This window comes from Gammaproteobacteria bacterium (assembly GCA_013214945.1).
Classification (GTDB): domain Bacteria; phylum Pseudomonadota; class Gammaproteobacteria; order Enterobacterales; family Psychrobiaceae; genus Psychrobium.
In genome coordinates, this window is the sequence record JABSRT010000015.1 from 1 (window position 1) to 18,517 (window position 18,517).

Consider the following 18,517-nt stretch of genomic DNA (forward strand, 5'->3'; position numbering starts at 1 on the left):
TTTCTGACACGCTGTTGTTACTGCTGTCGTTATCAGCATCGAGTACCGCAGAGACATCATGATCGGTCACTGCTATCGTAAATTGCGTGTCGTTGCTGCTGCCATCTGATGACGTCGCGATAACCGTGATCGTGTGCTCGCTGGCTGTTTCATGGTTGATGCTCGACGCATCTTTAACCGTCACTACACCGCTTTGCGCGTTGACGTCAAAAATACCGGCGTCTATATCAGTCTGACTCAGGCTATACGTCACCGTGTCACCCGCATCGGCATCGGTCGCGGTGGCTGTAATGCCCACCGCTTCACCGTTGCTGATGTTTTCTGAGATAACATTGTTGGCCGCATCCACATCGCTGATTTCACTTATGATATGATTAGTATCAGCTGGATTAATTATATTCGAGGCTATCCCATTAGCATCAACAGTAAAATCGGGTAAATCCTCACCTCTATTGACTAAATCTGCGCCGGCTTGGGTTAATAACACTTCATCACCAACAATTACATAATTTGTAGTGTCACTAAGCGTTAGGACAAGTGCATCATCTTCGTCACTTGCAGCAATTGTAGCAATTTTTATATCTGGAGCTACTGAATTTTCTGTGAATGTAGCGTCAGTAGGTGTTAGCGAGATAATAGCGGGGTCATTTACAGTCGTGACAGATGGGGTTGCTGTCGTGGTACCGGATAATGCGCTGTTATCATCTTGCGTCACGGTCAGCGAGACTTCATCTAAAACTTCACCAGCATTAATCGCATCAACACCGGCTTGGGTTAAAATAACCTGCCCGGCATCACCTAATTCGTAATGAGCATTGACATTACTTTCCGGGGTAATCGTTACTGTACGTGCATCATTTTCTTCATCGGCAGTGGTATAAGTACCAGCAACCGCGCCCGCCTGAACACCGCTGTCCTCGGTGAAACTATTCGTCGTCAACTCTATTGTTGGCGCATCATTTTCCGTCGTGATAACAGGCGTTGCTGTCGCGGTATCTGTCAAACTACTGTTATCATCTTGAGTAACAGTTAGTGAAATTTCATCTAAAACATCGCCGGCGTTAATTGCATCAACACCCGCTTGCGTTAAAATAACTTGCCCGGCATCGCCTAATTCGTAATGACCATTGGCATTGCTGCCCGGGGTAATCGTTACTGTGCGCGGATCATTTTCTTCATCGGCAGTGGTATAAGTACCAGCAACCGCGCCCGCCTGAACACCGCTGTCCTCGGTGAAGCTATTAGCGGCAAACTCTATCGTTGGCGCGTTATTAACCTCGCTAGCAGCTGCGGCAGTACTGCCCAACAACTCATCAATTTCATCAGCATCAGTTGCTGTACCCGCAGTATCATAACCAGCTGCTGCGAGTGTTTCAGAACCACTGCGATCCATAGTGACAAAGCCAAATCCTTCGTTTTCACCACCGCCACCAGCAGCGGTTGCTGGTAGGTCGATATCTTCATCGCCAGATTCGATTAACGCCTGAATATCGGCAATTTCGGCGAGTAAGTCAGCCGGTAAATCATCTGAAAAATCACCTTGGAAATCATTATCGCCCGTTGCGGCTAATAATCCGTCAAAACTATCAAGATTTTCTTCATCGGCCGCGTCATTTGCGCCACCAATTATAACTTGTTGACTACCATCAGCTAACTCTAAGGTAATTTCACTGCCGGGTGGCAATTTAAGTTCAGTACCTTGGTTTATTGTATCGCCTGTTTGCAAGGTCGATGTTGCAGCATTATCGCTATTTACGTCACCTTTAATGTTGGTGATTTTGGCATTTTGAGCTGCGGTGATAGTTTTCATAAATTACGTACCTTGTATATTTGACCAATTAGTTCAACGGTTAATTGGGAGCATCCTTACTAATGGAGTAAAAAACTGTTCAAAATAACATTGTGAACACGTTCTTTTTTTGTTGCAGTGTCAACGATCAATTCTTTGCTTATGCAATTGAATATAAACAATTAAATAAGCAAAAAGCTAACGATCAACACAACGACTCCATCGATAAGACATGATTAAGAAACCAATACTTTATGGTGAGTTTGGGCCATAAGCAATCAAATTATACACGTAAAAAATGAGCAATAAAAATGTTTTTAGTGCTTAATTATTATTAATTAACAGTACGGTATGTATGCGATAAATAAACAGTTTTTTAGTTGATTTGTCTTTAGAATGAGGTGAGGTTTTAGATTGTTCTATATCAATATTTAATGACGAATAAGTCATCTATCACTAGCAAGTGCAGCTTCAAATAATGGAGCCAATATTAACGCCAAATCTGTAACATCTTTTTGTCGACTTAGACGGTCACAAGCAACATAAATTGCTTTTTTTTCATCCTTACTTAATTGTTCCAATAACTGGTTGATTCCAGCTTCGCCCAAATTTAATTGACTACGCTGGGCGTGATTTCGACAAGTCAACAAGCGATAGATATATAAAATTCGCGCAAGAATCACATAAGGGAAGTTCTTATTAGCAATCGGTCCTTGACGCGCTTCGACGCCGCCAAGTGGTATTCCTCTAATTCGACTAGCAGCGAGCTTATCGGCGCCAAACCATGCTGCTGACGATCCGACAATGCCGCCCCCAATTGCGCCGAGCATAAATGAATGCCCCGCTACGGCCAAATCAAATACTCCGCCCGCGGTCATGCCAGCAATAGCAGCCACTGTGGTCAATTGTTTACGATCTAAACCCCAGCCATACCATTTGTCGGTATCGAATAAATCATCGGGCAATGCCAACTCGTTTGCTTGACGCTTGAGATGATGATGACGAAAGATCTGTTGCAATTTGTCATGGGCCTGTGATTCACGCTGGCGCATCCATTGATAATATCGTTGCTCGAGCAGGCGCTGCAATGAACTGGCTTGTGATTTGTTCAACACTTTTTTACTAACGCTGTATTGAGTGAGATCTTCAAGTAACTTAGCGCACAGTTCACAACTCTGTTGCCGCTGCCGCTGTGCTTGATGGCCAAATTCGGTTATTAACAGACCAAGTGTTTGCGACCACGGCTGATGAATATGGGCAAAGGCTTCAAGTAGCGAAATATGTTGCTGCAGATCAGCGGTTACCGCATCAAATACTCGAACAATTCTAAAATATTGATGCAAAGCGTCTTGCCACACTGAGACAAATTCTTCATTTTCAATCGGATTGATTAACGCCATGCTGGGCTGGCCAGTCCAACGTAATATTTCCATTTCAGCTTCGTACTCTCGGCTATAAGGTCGCGAGCCATCAACAACATACAAAATCGCCGCACCAGCCATAATTGGCCCTAATAATTCAATTTCATCTTTAAATTGCGCAATACACTGCGGATCGGCCAAGAACTCATTAATTCTGGCCCCACGTTTATCTGCACTTGGCGCTGTAGCGTTGAGCCAAGCCAACACTTTGCGCGGTCGTTGAAACCCTGGGGTATCTATTAACTGATAACTGGCCTCGCCAACGTTAACATCGAAAACTTCGGCCACCACAGTCGTGCCGCTTTGCATCGATACTGCCACCCTGTCATCGCGGGCCAATGTTGATACCACCGACGATTTCCCTTTATTGGGATGACCGACCACCGCAAAACGTGGCATCATGATAGTTGCTCCAATTGTAATAATTGCCATTGCGATAATTTAAAGCAGCAACGACGCCATTCAGCTAGGTGTTCAACAGTCACTTGGTTAAACTCAGTTGATGTCCAATCAAGTGGCATTAAATAGCCTTGCCCTAAGGCTAAAAAATCCATCAGCTCGCCCATCGGCGGCTCCCATGAACTAACGATAACCAATTTATTGTGCTGATTATTAATCGCTGCCTGCTCTTGAGTGAGATCGCCATAAGCACCCACCACAAAAATTTGTTGTGGCTGTCCAGTTATCGCGATTATTTTTGCCAATAAACCCTGTGGTAAATCAGCCCATATCACCAGCGAGAAACCCGTTAAATCAATATCACTATTTACAATCTCGGCTAATGGTTGTTGCTGCGGCTGTGGATTAAGTACCGGGCGAGCCTTTGACGACAAAGGACGGTTAAGTAAGGCAAGTTGGCGTTTAAAACGAAAGTTGCACCAGCACCATAACAGCAAACGTGGCGTAATACCGTACACCAGTTGCGCCATCACTAAAAATTTCCACCACGCACCGTAATCAGCCCCTGTAAGAGTATCTGAATTTAAGCGTGAATCTTGGCTGCTTGCTAACAGCTGATACATTGGTTGCGCAGACTCAACAAACGACCAGGGCCACGCTATTGCCTTTAATACCGGAAAAATTTGCTCAGCCCCAAGCAACGTACTGCGCCAGACAAAGGATAAATCATTGACCAGCAAAATTAACATAAAGGAGACAATTGCCCCAATGCAAAAGGCCAACATCTGTTTTTGGCTTTGACCAAATAGCCAAAATTGAAATAAACCATCACGTTTGAGTTCAAGTAATGATTCCTGCCACGACCGTGGCCATATAGGCAATTGCAGTAAGATGTTCGTTAGTGAGCCTGTTTGCGGTTTGATTGAACACGCCATCAGCAACAATAGAGACACTAAAGGTAACGCGACGTAAAGCAACACTAAATACAGTAAATTAACGCGCCCCAGTTCATCTCCAGAATTAACGGCGATAGAACTAACAAAACCAGCTAGAAACATCAGTAAAGAAGCCCCTAGGCTGAGTTTGGCATAAGATTTATTAACCACAAATTGGCCTTAAGTTATAATGCTTGCGCACAATGATGTAAATTGACCAGCTAAGAATATGTTGGTTTAGATAATTTTGAAACAAATTTATCAACAAGCAAAGATGTTTCAATGAGTAATAGCGCAAAGAAAGGGACAGGCCAAGATAGCAAAGAACTCTCAACCTAAATGTAAATATCTAAACTGGCCGGTTTATCATCATCGCTTGGCTCAGTATTATCAGTGGACACTTCAGGGGCGTCAGTACGCCGCTCTCCACCACGTCGGTCGCCCCGACGTTTTCGCTCGACCTTAAATTCAGACTCTAATGGTGACTCATTTTCATCGATCGTCTTTAGTGAAGATCGCTTGGTTACTTTCTCAACCATTCGCGGCTGATGAGCAACTTGAGTTGTCTGACGTGGTAGTACTGAATATATCAAATCTTGACTTACCATTTATCCCCCTATCAATTTTGCTTGGCTATAACTTAGTATCGGCAAATCGAACAAAAACTTCAATCATCACGCTAAAATTACAATAAAGGTAGGATTAAGCCATGCAAGTTTAATTCCTTTGTATCAGTTCAGCTAAATGACCTGCAGCGCCATAAAATGATGTGACATCGCGCAAAAAATTTATCTTAAGCATGCATTCTAATCAATAATTTACTACCCAAGCCACTAAAAAATACATACAATAGCCGTCCAGACGTAAAAACATCTTTCATTAAAAGGGCTATTAACTATGGCACAACACTTATTTACTTCAGAATCAGTTTCTGAAGGGCATCCAGATAAAATTGCAGATCAAATATCAGATGCAGTATTAGATGCAATTCTTGAACAAGATCCAAAAGCACGTGTTGCTTGTGAGACTTACGTCAAAACAGGCATGGTAATGGTAGGTGGTGAAATTACCACTTCAGCTTGGGTCGATATTGAAGAGATTACCCGTAAAACAGTCCGTGAAATTGGTTATACCAATTCAGACATGGGTTTTGATGCCGACTCTTGTGCCGTGCTAAATGCTATTGGCAAACAATCGCCAGATATTAATCAAGGTGTTGACCGTAGCGACCCACGTGAAATGGGTGCTGGCGACCAAGGTTTAATGTTTGGTTATGCGTCAAACGAAACTGAAGAGTTAATGCCTGCGCCTATTACGTATGCTCACCGCTTGGTAAAACGTCAAGCGCAAGTACGTAAAGACGGTACCTTGCCATGGTTACGCCCTGATGCAAAATCTCAAGTCACCTTTGCTTACGAAAATGGTATTATTACCGGCATCGATGCGGTTGTTTTATCGACTCAACATTGTGAATCGATTGCGCAAGATGCTTTGATTGAAGCCGTCATGGAAACAATCATCAAGCCAGTATTACCAGAAAAGTGGCTAACCAAAGACACCAAGTTCTTTATTAACCCAACCGGTCGTTTTGTAATCGGTGGCCCAATGGGTGACTGTGGTTTAACCGGTCGTAAAATTATTGTCGATACTTATGGCGGCATGGCGCGTCATGGTGGTGGTGCATTCTCTGGTAAAGATCCTTCAAAAGTTGACCGTAGTGCCGCTTACGCAGCCCGTTATGTTGCAAAGAACATTGTTGCCGCTGGTCTTGCTGAACGTTGTGAATTACAGCTTTCTTACGCAATTGGCGTGGCTGATCCTACTTCAATTAGCATCGAAACTTTTGGTACTGGTAAGGTTAGCGAGCAGGTATTAATTAACCTAATCCGTGAACATTTCGACCTGCGCCCTTATGGTTTGATTGAAATGCTTGACCTTAATCGTCCTATTTACCAAGCAACAGCAGCTTACGGTCACTTCGGTCGTCCTGAGTTCCCGTGGGAAAAGACCGATAAAGCACAAGCACTAAAAGATTCAGTGAACTTATAATAAGCACCAATTGCTCAGTAGGGTTAGTTAGAGGCGCTTGCTTTAAACAGCAGGGTTTCTGATTCACCCTGAACATCATCGCTCTTTGGCGTCCATGCCAGCGCGACATACCGTTCATCCTGAACATCGTCGCTCCTTGGCATCCATGCCACTGCGACATACCGTTCATCCTGAACATAAAAACCACCGATAACGGTGGTTTTTTTATGGGCTCAATTAATACGATTGGCTCTGTTGTACGACAGTGTGGCCACTTAAACAGCAAGTCGCCGTAAATCCATCCGTGGAGGCTCTGGACCAGCATCCATGCTGATCAAGCTTGCTTTATCAAACACCAACACTTTCAATTAGTTGTAAAGCTAGCTACATTTAAGGTGAACAGAGCCAACCCGATTAACTTTTCGGGTACTTAATGCCATGAACCATCGCATACAATACCGGTATCACAATCAGGGTTAGTACGGTTGCAAAGCCTAAACCGAACATAATCGTGACCGCCATTGACTGGAAAAAAGCATCGAACAACAACGGGATCATGCCAAGTACTGTGGTTATCGCTGCCATGGCAACCGGGCGTACTCGGCTGACACCAGAGTTATAAATTGCCTGATAAGGATCGATGCCAGTCGCTAGCTCAATGTTTATTTGGTCAACCAACACAATACCATTTTTAATCAACATGCCAGAAAGGCTCAGCAAGCCCAACAGCGCCATGAAACTAAACGGTGCGTTCATGACCAACAAACCAAAACTGACCCCAATAATCGCTAATGGCACCGTGGCCCAAATCACTAACGGTCCACGAATTGAATTAAACAGCAATACCGTAATAACAAACATCACTAAGTAGCCCATAGGCATGCCGCCCATCAGACCAGCTCGCGCTTTGGTTGACGATTCATGCTCACCGCCCCAGGCTAAGCTATAACCTTTAGGCAACTCTATCGCTTCAATTTTACCTTTAATCCGGTTTAACGCCTGCGCGGCAGTGCCATCACCTAACACGTCATGGTCGGCTTTAACCGTTATCGTTCGTTTGCGGTCGCGGCGCATCACCAATGAATCTTCCCACTGGGTTTCAAAACCAGTCACCACCTGCGCAATTGGAATATAACGATTAAGCGTTGGGCTATATATTTGCAGCGCATTAAGGCTATCAATATCTAACCGTTCAGCGGCCGGCGGCCTAGCGACAATTGGCAACATTTTAGTGCCGTCACGATACAAACCAACGGTTTTTCCTGAGAAACTGACCAATAATAGCTGATCTAAATCAGCCTTAGAAATACCGACCCGACGGGCCATCGCTTCATTAAACTGCGGCCGAATCACCTTAGTGCGTTCACGCCAGTCGTGACGGATATTAAAAATAGTACCGTCGCTGCGCATGATAGCTTGGGTTTGAAGTGCTATTTTTCTTAACACATCAGGGTTTGGCCCAGAAAACCTCGCCTCTATTTTAGAGTCGGTCGACGGCCCAATTTCCATTGGTTTAATTTTAGCGACTGCATCAGGAAAACTATCGCTAATAAACTCACGCACATCGCGCATGATTACCTGTTGCACTTCCCTGTCAGCCGCCCGCACAATTAACTGGCCAAAGGCTTCGTAAGATTTTTCAGGCGCGTAAGTTAGCATGAAACGTGGCGCGCCCTTGCCAACAGTCGAGGTAACTTCTACCACCCCGGGCTTGGCTAATAAATACTTTTGCAGTCGCTCAATGTCGCGCTGAGTTTCATGAATGTCAGAGCCTTGATAGCGCCACAAATCAACATAAAACATTGGGGTATTCGACGCAGGAAAAAAAGATTGTTTAACCAAGCCAAATCCCATCACCGCGCTGACAAGCAACAGTAATAACACCACCAGCATCGTTTTACGATAATGCATGCAACCATCTAACAAGGCACGGTAGCTATTAAAAATAATGCCTTTATACGGATCTTCATCATCTCGCTCCGTTACCGGTTGGTCGCGATATAATAGGCTAGCAAAGAATGGAGTCAGGGTAATTGCCGTTACCCAACTCAACAATAGCGAGATAAGCAAGACCCAAAACATGCTGCCGGCAAATTCACCCGTGGCATCAGAAGACAGCCCAATCGGGGCAAACGCCACAATTGAAATAATAGTCGCGCCCAACAATGGCCACTTGGTTTGATTAACAATATCGCTGGCCGCTTGTAGCTGGGTGCGCCCCTTGCGCATGCCGATTAAAATACCCTCGGTCACCACAATCGCGTTATCAACCAACATGCCCAAGGCAATAACCAAAGCTCCTAACGAAATCCGTTGTAAATCAATCGCAGCCAACTTCATAAAGATAAAGCTGCCCAACACGGTAATCAATAAAATACCGCCAATTAACAGGCCACTGCGAAAGCCCATAAAGATAAACAATACCGCAATTACAATCGCCACAGCTTCGGCTAGGCTAATGATAAAATTGTTAATCGATGTTTCGACTTCTTTTGGCTGGTTATAGACTGCGTTTATTTCAATGCCCAAAGGTTTAATATATTCAAGCTCGGCTAAACGTTGGTCGACTTTTTTGCCAATATCAACAACATTACTACCACTGCTAAACGAAATGCCAATCAGCAACGATTGTTGTAAATTGTAGTTAATGATATTGGTAGGAATTTGAGCATATTCACGGCGTACGGTTGCAACATCACCCAAATAAATTAATTTGGCACTGCCAGGGCTTGAGATAATTAATGACTCTAACTCACTAACATCTTGAAATTCACCGGTCGAATGAAAACGAATATTTTCCTGCCCAACCTTAATACGCCCGGCATTAGACACGGTATTTTGATTTTGTAATAACTCAAAGATATGTTGCTGAGAAATGCCCAAGCTCACAAGTTTATCGCGTGATATTTCGACCACCACCTGCTCTCGTTGTTGGCCCGCAATTTTAACTTTACTGACCCCGTTAACCAACACTAATTCACGGCGAATATAATTGACATAATCATTGAGTTCGTCGTAACTAAAACCTTGACCAGACACCGCGAGCAATACCCCAAACACATCGCCAAAGTCATCGACGACTTTAGGAGTCATCACCCCTGCCGGTAAGTTTGGCGCCAGATCATTAACCTTGCGCCTTACCTCATCCCAAATTTGCCGCAGCTCTTGCTTACGATGATGACTTTTCATCGTGACGATAATTTGTGACATGCCAGGTGAAGATATTGAACGAACAAAATCAACATAGGGCAACTGCTGCAACGCGTTTTCGATCGGGTAAGTGACTTCTTCTTCAACCTGTTCTGGACTAGCGCCAGGATAAAGAGTCACCACCATGGCGTCTTTGATGGTAAATTCGGGATCTTCAAGTTGCCCCAAACCCATATAGGATATTAGTCCACCAATCGCTAAAATTAACGCGAACATCCAGCAGACAACTTTGTGATTAATCGAAATTTTAGCAATATCCATTACAAACCTCGCTCACGAACCCAGCGACGTACGGTCATGCCTTCACTAATAAAATGAACGCCAGCCCCAACAATTTGCTCGTCGCCCTGCAAGCCACTGATAATTTCAATGCCCTGGCCCGATATTTCCCCCACTTCAACCGCCACTCGGGTTACGGTCATATCAGGCAATACCTGCCACACAAAACGCTTATTCGCCGATAGCGGCAAATCTTCAGCCGAAAATACCGCCGCGACAGGCACCACTCTACTATTAGTGCCAGTAGCAGCAAGTTTCGTCACCTTAGCCATTTCGACCCAAACCGTGCCGGTCATGCCAGGTAATATATTGGCGTCGGCAGGGATCGGCATGTTAAACACCACTTTATAAGTACGAGTCAATAAATCGGCTTGGGCGTCCCACTCTTTAATGGTTAAAAGATGTTTGCGTTTGGGGTCAAAGTCGAAGGTCATGGTCGGTTGATAGTTAGTCTTTTTGTCAATATTTGCCATCACATGTTCAGAAACCTGAATCGAAACATCAACACTGTCACTGTTTTGCATGTTAAGAATGACTTGTTGTGCCTGAACATTTTCTAAATTGTCGGCATATACCTTAGCGACAACACCATCATAAGGCGCGCGCAAGCTGGTGTACGCTAAGGCCGTTTGGGCACTACGCAATGTTGAGCGGGCCACCAGCAAGTTAGCTTTGGCTTGATCAAACTCAGCTTGCGAGGTTAACCTTTTAGCCAATAATTGCTTAGCGCGCTCAAACTGCGCTTTAGCTAAGCCATGACGCGCTTTGCGTTCGTTAAGTTGAATTTGAAAATCAGTTGGATCTAACTGAGCTAATAACTGACCTTTTGTCACTCGGTTACCAGCTTTAACTAAAAATTGTTTTAATTCACCGCTGACCCGAAACGCCAAGTGAGAGTCTTGGTTTGCTTCTATTTCAGCCGGGAATTGGTGTAAGGTCGATGTTTTACGACTAACATCAACAATTTTAACGACCGGGATCACAGCAACAACGTCTTCGCTAACCTCTGGTGTACATGATGCAAGCATAGTCAAACTAGCCAACGAGAGTGTTGCTCTTACTATTACATTGAATTTATTTAACATTTTTATTGCCACTGGTTTATTTATCGCACAATTAAAGTTAGTTTACGCCCCTATCAACAAAAATAAAATTTATATAAAATTAAAATAATGATAAAGTAAATTTATATAGATTGACGTATTAGATTAAATCATGACCTTAGAGCAATTAAGAGTACTCCAAAAAATAGTCGAACTAGGTAGCCTAAAAGCCGCTGCCAATGCCTTGCACAAGACTCAACCCGCGTTATCAATGGCCATCAAAAAACTCGAACAGCAATATAATATTACCTTACTTGATCGCAGCCAATATCGCTTATCTCTAACGGCTCAAGGTGATATTTTTTTTCGCCATGCTCAACAGATTTTACTCGGCGCCGATCAGCTTGATTCCTTAGGTCACCAACTCGCCCAAGGCAACGAACCTGTCTTAAAAATAGCCTATAATCCGGTCTTTGCCATCAGCACCATCTCCGACGTGTTATTAGAGTGTCAGCGACAATTTCCCTTAACCGAGTTTCAAATTATTACCGGTTCGCGTTTTTCAGCACTTGAGCAAATAAAAAATCACGAAGTCGATATTGCAATCAGTGCGTGGTTTCATGTTTTTCATGGCATCGCCGATTTTATTACTCAGCCGTTAGGCGAATTTGAAATCGTGTTAGCTGTTTCGCCAAAGCTGGCAAGCTCCGCAGATATTAAGACCACAGCGGATCTTAATCAGTACCCAGCAATCAACCTAATTCAAACGAGTTTCAGTTTTGATAATGACCGACTGTCATTGAGTTCTGCTAAACAACAAGTAAAAACCAAAGACATTCATACCCTTAAAGCCTTATTGCTAGCAGGCTTGGGCACGGCGTTAATTCCACGACCGTTAATTAGTCAAGAACTCGCTGATGGCAGCTTAGAGCTCATTTCCCTGTCGGACGCCGAAACCAATTTGTCGGGTGAAGTAAGACTGATTAGAAACGCCGAGTGTACGCTAGGCCCAGTCGGCAAATTTTTATGGAATAGTTTGAAAATTAAATAACAGTAGTACTGATTATCAAACAGCACTTTTTTATAACGCTATCAAGCAAGCTAACACGGCTGCTCTGCTAGCGTTTTCTATCATCGCCTCATCATCCTTTAGGTTCAGTTACAATTCAGTATCTAGTCACTATGATGGACTCTATCGAACAATCTACAAATAGCTCAGTAGCACTTGGCTACATATTTTAAGCTATTTAGGAGTCTCATTATGAAATTCACCTTACTAACATCGGCGCTGTTAAGCCTTACTCTTATTGCGACGCCTCAAGCGATAGCTGGTCAAAATAATCATAACAGCCATAATAATCACAACAACTATAGTAAGTATGGCAATCATCATAAGTACCAACATGGTCATCATTACAAGCATCGTATTAATAACCAGAACAGACACAAGCGCCACTCTCATCACCGCAATAGCAACATTATTGGCGGCGTGATTGGTGGGGTTATTCTAGGCGCGATTATTCATGATGCTGTCACTCAGCCAAGCCACCACAGGGTAACTAAAACTTACACCACTTACCCTGCCAACAAATTAAACTATTACAGTAATCCGTCTTATAATAATGGCCGTTATAATCAGCATTCTACTATCAGCAGCAACAGCATCGTCATTGCTAACAGTGCGACGACCACCTATCGCGTGATCAATGGCAATCAGTGTTTTTTAACCAACACCAATAAATTCGGCAACGAAGTATTGACTCAAGTACCTAAAGTTAACTGCGGGTTTTAACTTTAACAGACTCTGCTGCGGTGTTCATTCCCCAAGGTTCAGCTGGCGCTATGGTAACAAACGAATATGTGATAATACCTTAAGCACATATTCACCCGCAGGAATTAGGCGCTAATTCCAACGGCTTGTTGGTCACTAATTTTAAAACATAGCGTGTTTCTTCAATACCTGAGAATCTCTCATTTATCTTAGTGAGATTTTCACAGATAAAACCATACGCTTGATAAAACGCCCTAGCTCTTTTATTTTCTGTAGCCACCCAAAGGTAAACAAATTCGTAACCACGACTAAGCAACTCGTTAATAACATAATCAAGCAGCTTTCCCCCCATACCAGAGCGCCAATACTTAGGACAGATATTTATCGCTACTAGCTCTGACGCCATGCCACCTTGCAACTCTTTATCGCTCGCAGGCCCGAAAACTGAAAAACCTTCGATTATCCCATTTTTTTCAACTACAGCTAACGATCCGAGACTCACCTGCGTGATAGATTGATGCCACAGATCAATGATCTCGCCAAGCTTCAATGAAGCTAAAAAATTGTCCTCCATAATCCCCGCATAAGCCTTCTGCCACGCACTAATATGTATTTCGGCAATACGATTCTCGTCCCCATTTTGTGCTTGCCTTACTATAAGGTTCATGATGTTCCTATCAAAACGTTAGCTAATTGGATCGAGTAACCATTGCTGCCATAGCGTTGTGACAAATTCTCTGTCGGCTTCAAACTCTGGCACTGATACGGTATTGGGTAATTGTTGTAGCGCTAACCGATGACCACGATTGCGATAACTGCAATAAATATCGCTTAATCGTTGCGCCACCGATTCTGGCAGTAAACCACACTCGGCCACCGCCTCAAAAATCCGAACATTATCCGAACTTAGCGCCAGCTTTGGAAAACGCTCAGAAAAACCGAGTACAATATATTGGGCCAAAAATTCAATGTCGGCAATGCCACCAGTATCTTGTTTAAGGTCAAACTGCAACGGATCTTTAGAGCCAAGATGGCTGCGCATTTTTTCGCGCATTTTAGCCACTTGTTGTTGCAGCTCTACCGTGTCGCGGGTTTTACTAATAATGGCATGGCGCGCCTGATTAAAGCGCTGCTGTAAAAACGGATCGCCGGAAACCGCCCTCGCCCGAACCAGCGCCTGATGCTCCCAGGTCCAAGCGTCTTGCTGTTGATAATCAATAAAGGTATCGATATGCGAGACCATTAAACCCGAGTTGCCCGACGGCCGTAATCGCATATCCGCTTCGTACAAGACCCCTGAATTGGTTCGGGTATTAAACAAATGCAATATTCGCTGGGCCAGCTTAAGATAAAAATGACTGCTCGCAACCGGCTTATCACCGTTAGTTTGCGTATTCGGGGTGGCGCAATGCACAAAGACCATGTCCAAATCGGAACTATACCCTAATTCAATGCCACCCAGCTTGCCATAACCAAGCGCCGCAAAACCACGTTCAACGCCATCATGAATCGGCTCACCATAACGCTGCGTTAGCTGATCCCATGCCATGTCTATGGTTTGTTCAACTATCGCTTGGGCCAAATAGGTTAAGTGATCACTTACTTTCATCACCGACAGTGCGCCCGTGACATCTGCCGCGGCAATGCGCAGCTGCTGTGCTTGTTTGTACTGACGCACACCCTCCATCATTTGCTCCATGTCATCGGGCGGAATGCGCATTAAATATTGCCGTAACTCATCGCCATAATTTGCTAATGGCGTCGGGTTATAAAGCAATTTAGGATCGAGTAATTCATCCAATAAAATGGGAAATTCGGTTAACTTAGTACTAATCCAGACACTGGCATCGCACAAGCTAATTAACTGTTTTAAAGCGCCTGGATTTTCCGCGAGCAGCTCAATATAAGCGGTTCGGGTTGCTATTTTATTAAGCAAAACCCCGAGTCGCCCCAGCAAGACATCGGCGTTGGCAAACTCAATAATTTCCAACAACAGCTTGGGCAACAACCGCGACAGCATCTCACGGCCACGTGGGCCCATCGCTCGTTTGGCTAATTCGACTTTCATTTGCTGTATTTGACTAAATAATTGCTGCGGACAACTGCATTTAAGCTCAAACAAGACCGACTCACCGTCAAAGTCTTCAGACGACTCATAAACTAATTGCAATAACGCCAGTTCTTTATTGTGTTGGTCGTCGGCCTCGTCGTGACTGTCATCGCCAATCACGGCATTAAACTGACTGATCACAAAGCGGTGGTGGCGCTCAAGTTCAGCCCTAAATTGCGCTTGGCTGTCATTAGCCATTAAATAAATTAAGCGCTGCCAGTCGCGTTCATTATCGGGCAGCGTTTGCGTTTGCTTGTCGTCAAATTGTTGTAAATAATGCTCAACTTGGCGTAAATAAAGATAACTTTTGCGTAAATCAGCACAGACTTGCGGCGGCAAAATAGCCAATTTTTCAAAACTATCCAAAGTCGTTAATAAAGATTGATAACGTAATGAGGGCTCACGGCCGCCACGGATCATTTGAAAAACCTGAACAATAAACTCAACTTCGCGAATGCCACCAGCCCCCAGTTTAATGTTGTCAACTAAACCGCGACGGCGTACTTCATGGGTTATCATCAGCTTCATTTGGCGTAATGACTCAATCGCACTAAAGTCAATGTAACGACGAAAAACAAAAGGACGTAACAGCTCACTTAATTCGGTGCTAAAGGCACCATCGTCGCCTAATACTCGCGCTTTGACCATCGCATAACGCTCCCATTCTCGTCCCTGCGATTGGTAGTAATCTTCCAATGCATTGAAACTCACCACTAACGGTCCTGAATTACCAAACGGGCGCAATCGCATATCCACGCGATAGACAAAACCTTCGTAGTTATATTTATCTAAAGAATTAATCAGTTTTTGTGCCAGTTTTACGAAAAACTGTTGGTTTTCGGTACTGCGACGACCACCGATAGTCTGGCCATGCTCAGGGAAGGTAAAAATAAGGTCAATGTCTGACGAAAAATTTAATTCTCGACCGCCGAGTTTGCCCATGCCAAGAATAAGTAAGGGTTGTGTTACGCCTTTGTCATCAACCGGCTCGCCCCAGGTTTTAGCCAAAAATTGATAATACCAATCACGGGCGCCAATAATTAATAATTGTGCCAACTCCGAGATATGACGCAGCGAGTGCTCAATCTTACCTAAGTGACATAAATCGCGCCAAGCAATGATTAATTGATAAAAATTACGACACTGACGTAACGCGCTATCAAAAGCCAATTCACTGTCACACTGAGCCGTTAACTCAGCGAAACGTTGTGGCATGTTGTGCTCGAGCTGGTCGTTATAAAGTAGTTGTTGTGACAAAATATCATTAAGCCATAACGGATGACGGGTCAATTGGGTAAAACAAAAATCACTCAAACCAAATAATTGCAATAAAAGTTCGCGTTCTGATGATGTTAATTGTTGAACTAGTTGATCATTTAGCTCGCTGTACTCATAATAACGCTGACACGCCAAAGAAAATAATGCTTGTGACAAGCCAAATGTATTTTCCAATTTAACGTCATGGTTCATTTAATCACCCTTTATTGGACATAATATGTCAAAACTGTTACAACAAAACACAACAATATCACCGACGAGGTCTTTATGGCACTACAGCCAATAAGAATTTTAGTTTTACTGCTCACGTTAGCACTTGGGGTTGGCTGTAGCGATCCTGTGGCTGACAGCATTGGGTTGTTACAGCAACAAAACAAATCGAAATTAACCGTGCTTAAACAACAGCTCGAGCAAGGTAAAATTCGTAATGCGATGTTACTGGGCCAATATGCCAAGATTTTAAGCAAGCAACGTCCCCAATTAGCACCTTTATTAGAGCAGCTAGCTTTAGATGCTACTACGAGTGGACCTTTGTATAGCAACCTGCGCCAACGCGTAAACGACAGTAATAACAGTGCTAATTTCACCGACCAACAGCAATTACTCGAAGAACTTGAAAATCTTAATCAAGCGCTTGACCCTAATCTCTTTAACGACGCGTTAAGCGACCCGCTCAATGTCATTGCCGATTTGTCTCAAGGATCACTGGCTCGGGTTAATTCCATTAGCCAAGCACAAGAGCAAATGGCCAATCAGTCACAAAACTTTGGCGCGGGCTCGCAGCTGGTTGGCAATCCCAACTATGGCTCGTGGAATAGCGGCACCTCATTTTGGCAATGGTATGGCATGTATGCGATGTTTTCTAATTTAACCTCAGGTGGGATTGGCTATGATCGCTGGGGCCGCCATCGTGGATATAGTTATTACAACGACTATGGCCGTTATCGTTATAGCTCGCCAAAACAACGTAAACAGCAACAAGCGACTTGGGATAAAACCAAAAAGAAATTTAGTACCGGCCAGCGCTATAACACGCCTTATAGTAAATCTCGCGCCGGCGCTAGCGGACTATCGCGCAGTAGTTCTCGAGCGCAAACTGCCGCAGGTAAAGGTTTTAGCACTTCAAGCAAATTTAGCAAGCAACGTGCAAGCTCTAGCTATTCAAATAGTTCAAGCTTTAGAAATAGCCGTAGCAATACATCACGTGGCGTTAGTCGCTCAAAATAATAGGACGGATCACGATGGAACAATTACAACAATTGATAGCACAACATACCGAGATGGCTGGGTTTCTGGCGATCGATTTAACCATCGCCATTATTTTATTATGTGCGATGCGGTTTTTTTCTGGCTTATGGGCCGGGGTAGATACCACCCATGAACTATCCACTAAAGACAATTTCGCCTTTGGGGTATCGCTAGCAGGCAGTTTATTAGCGTTAGCGATTGTGCTAACAGGCGCAATTACTGGCGAATCTGCGACGTCGTTTATTGACGAAGCCATCGGTATGAGCATTTATGGCGTAGTCGGTTTAGTATTAATTAAAGCAGGTCGTTTAATTCATGATAAGTGGGCCTTACCTGGGCTGGATAAAATTGACGAAATTGAAAAAGGTAATATGAGTGTCGCGATTGTTGATGCGGCCGCTTTAATTTCAACTGCACTGATCATCAGAGCCAATTTAGTCTGGGCCAGTGGGTTAAATTTCAATACGCTCATCGCAATTTTGTCAGGTTTTGTCATTTCGCAAGGACTGTTGGTTATTGTCACCCGATTACGTGAGCGAGCTTATCGTAAAAGAAATCAAGGCGCGTGTTTTCAAAATGCCCTGATCGAAGGACAAGTTGCACTGGCTATTCGCCATGCTGGTTTCTTAATTGCGATCGGTTTTGCGTTAACCGCTGCCAGTAACTTTTTAATCTATCAACCAACTGCTTATATCACCAACATCTTAGGTTGGTTAACCTATGGATCGGTCATGGTCGCATTACTTTATGGGCTAGTGCCTTTGGTTAAACGCATTGTATTAGCACGCATAAACCTGACCGAAGAAGTCGATTTACAACATAATATCGGCGTCGCCACGCTAGAGTTTGTTTTAAGTATTGCGATTGCCTTAATCCTAATGGCCTTGATGGCATAATTGCGCGTTTAAACCGACTGACCGTTAAGTGTTTTATTTTGCCTGACATTGTTAACCAAAGCTGAGCTGACAAGAGTAAAGCTAACAAAAGCAAAGCACTTAACGACATT

General features: G+C 43.8%; 13 protein-coding genes. 5 read left to right on the forward strand and 8 right to left on the reverse strand.

The annotated features are described in order from the left end of the window. The 4 genes from HRU23_12440 to HRU23_12455 all read right to left on the reverse strand — a co-directional run. A partial coding sequence (locus tag HRU23_12440) for a cadherin repeat domain-containing protein (GenBank protein NRA54945.1) occupies positions 1-1,810 on the reverse strand: 1,810 nt, incomplete at its 3' end. A 425-nt stretch (positions 1,811-2,235) separates the two neighbouring features. Then, positions 2,236-3,612, reverse strand: coding sequence for a DUF3482 domain-containing protein (locus HRU23_12445; protein NRA54946.1), 1,377 nt, complete (start codon positions 3,610-3,612; stop codon positions 2,236-2,238). Next, the gene (locus HRU23_12450; protein ID NRA54947.1) at positions 3,609-4,715 is read right to left on the reverse strand and encodes a DUF2868 domain-containing protein; all 1,107 of its coding nucleotides are present in this window, start codon (positions 4,713-4,715) and stop codon (positions 3,609-3,611) included. The genes HRU23_12445 and HRU23_12450 overlap by 4 nt, the downstream gene beginning before the upstream one ends. A gap of 164 nt (positions 4,716-4,879) precedes the next feature. Then, positions 4,880-5,152 carry a hypothetical protein gene (locus HRU23_12455; GenBank protein NRA54948.1) on the reverse strand — a complete coding sequence of 91 codons (273 nt, stop codon included), beginning with the start codon at positions 5,150-5,152 and terminating at the stop codon, positions 4,880-4,882. A 289-nt stretch (positions 5,153-5,441) separates the two neighbouring features. Between HRU23_12455 and HRU23_12460 the strand changes: the two genes are divergently transcribed. Continuing rightward, the gene (locus HRU23_12460) at positions 5,442-6,593 is read left to right on the forward strand and encodes a methionine adenosyltransferase (GenBank protein NRA54949.1); all 1,152 of its coding nucleotides are present in this window, start codon (positions 5,442-5,444) and stop codon (positions 6,591-6,593) included. 393 nt (positions 6,594-6,986) lie between these two features. On the opposite strand, the gene HRU23_12465 is transcribed toward HRU23_12460, so the two are convergent. Together HRU23_12465 and HRU23_12470 are read right to left on the reverse strand one after the other, a co-directional pair. Next, positions 6,987-10,043 carry an efflux RND transporter permease subunit gene (locus tag HRU23_12465; protein ID NRA54950.1) on the reverse strand — a complete coding sequence of 1,019 codons (3,057 nt, stop codon included), beginning with the start codon at positions 10,041-10,043 and terminating at the stop codon, positions 6,987-6,989. Next, a complete protein-coding gene (locus HRU23_12470) occupies positions 10,043-11,146 on the reverse strand; it encodes an efflux RND transporter periplasmic adaptor subunit (protein NRA54951.1) in 1,104 nt (367 codons plus the stop codon). Before HRU23_12470 ends, HRU23_12465 begins: the two co-directional genes overlap by 1 nt. A 130-nt stretch (positions 11,147-11,276) precedes the next feature. Between HRU23_12470 and HRU23_12475 the strand changes: the two genes are divergently transcribed. Together HRU23_12475 and HRU23_12480 are read left to right on the forward strand one after the other, a co-directional pair. Next, positions 11,277-12,155, forward strand: a complete 879-nt coding sequence (locus tag HRU23_12475) for a LysR family transcriptional regulator (GenBank protein ID NRA54952.1) — start codon at positions 11,277-11,279, stop codon at positions 12,153-12,155. A 210-nt stretch (positions 12,156-12,365) separates the two neighbouring features. Beyond that, positions 12,366-12,896: a hypothetical protein gene (locus tag HRU23_12480; GenBank protein NRA54953.1), complete on the forward strand. Its 531-nt coding sequence runs from the start codon at positions 12,366-12,368 to the stop codon at positions 12,894-12,896. Positions 12,897-12,987: 91 nt separating this feature from the next. Here the strand turns inward: HRU23_12480 and HRU23_12485 are convergent, their stop codons facing one another. Together HRU23_12485 and glnE are read right to left on the reverse strand one after the other, a co-directional pair. Then, on the reverse strand, positions 12,988-13,542 hold the full coding sequence (locus HRU23_12485; protein NRA54954.1) for a GNAT family N-acetyltransferase: 555 nt from the start codon (positions 13,540-13,542) through the stop codon (positions 12,988-12,990). An 18-nt stretch (positions 13,543-13,560) separates the two neighbouring features. After that, positions 13,561-16,455, reverse strand: a complete 2,895-nt coding sequence (gene glnE / locus HRU23_12490; protein ID NRA54955.1) for a bifunctional [glutamate--ammonia ligase]-adenylyl-L-tyrosine phosphorylase/[glutamate--ammonia-ligase] adenylyltransferase — start codon at positions 16,453-16,455, stop codon at positions 13,561-13,563. A gap of 75 nt (positions 16,456-16,530) precedes the next feature. On the opposite strand from glnE, the gene HRU23_12495 reads away from it, so the two are divergent. Further along, the gene (locus tag HRU23_12495; protein NRA54956.1) at positions 16,531-17,490 is read left to right on the forward strand and encodes a hypothetical protein; all 960 of its coding nucleotides are present in this window, start codon (positions 16,531-16,533) and stop codon (positions 17,488-17,490) included. 14 nt (positions 17,491-17,504) lie between these two features. Then, the gene (locus HRU23_12500; GenBank protein ID NRA54957.1) at positions 17,505-18,407 is read left to right on the forward strand and encodes a DUF350 domain-containing protein; all 903 of its coding nucleotides are present in this window, start codon (positions 17,505-17,507) and stop codon (positions 18,405-18,407) included. Positions 18,408-18,517 lie beyond the last annotated feature (110 nt).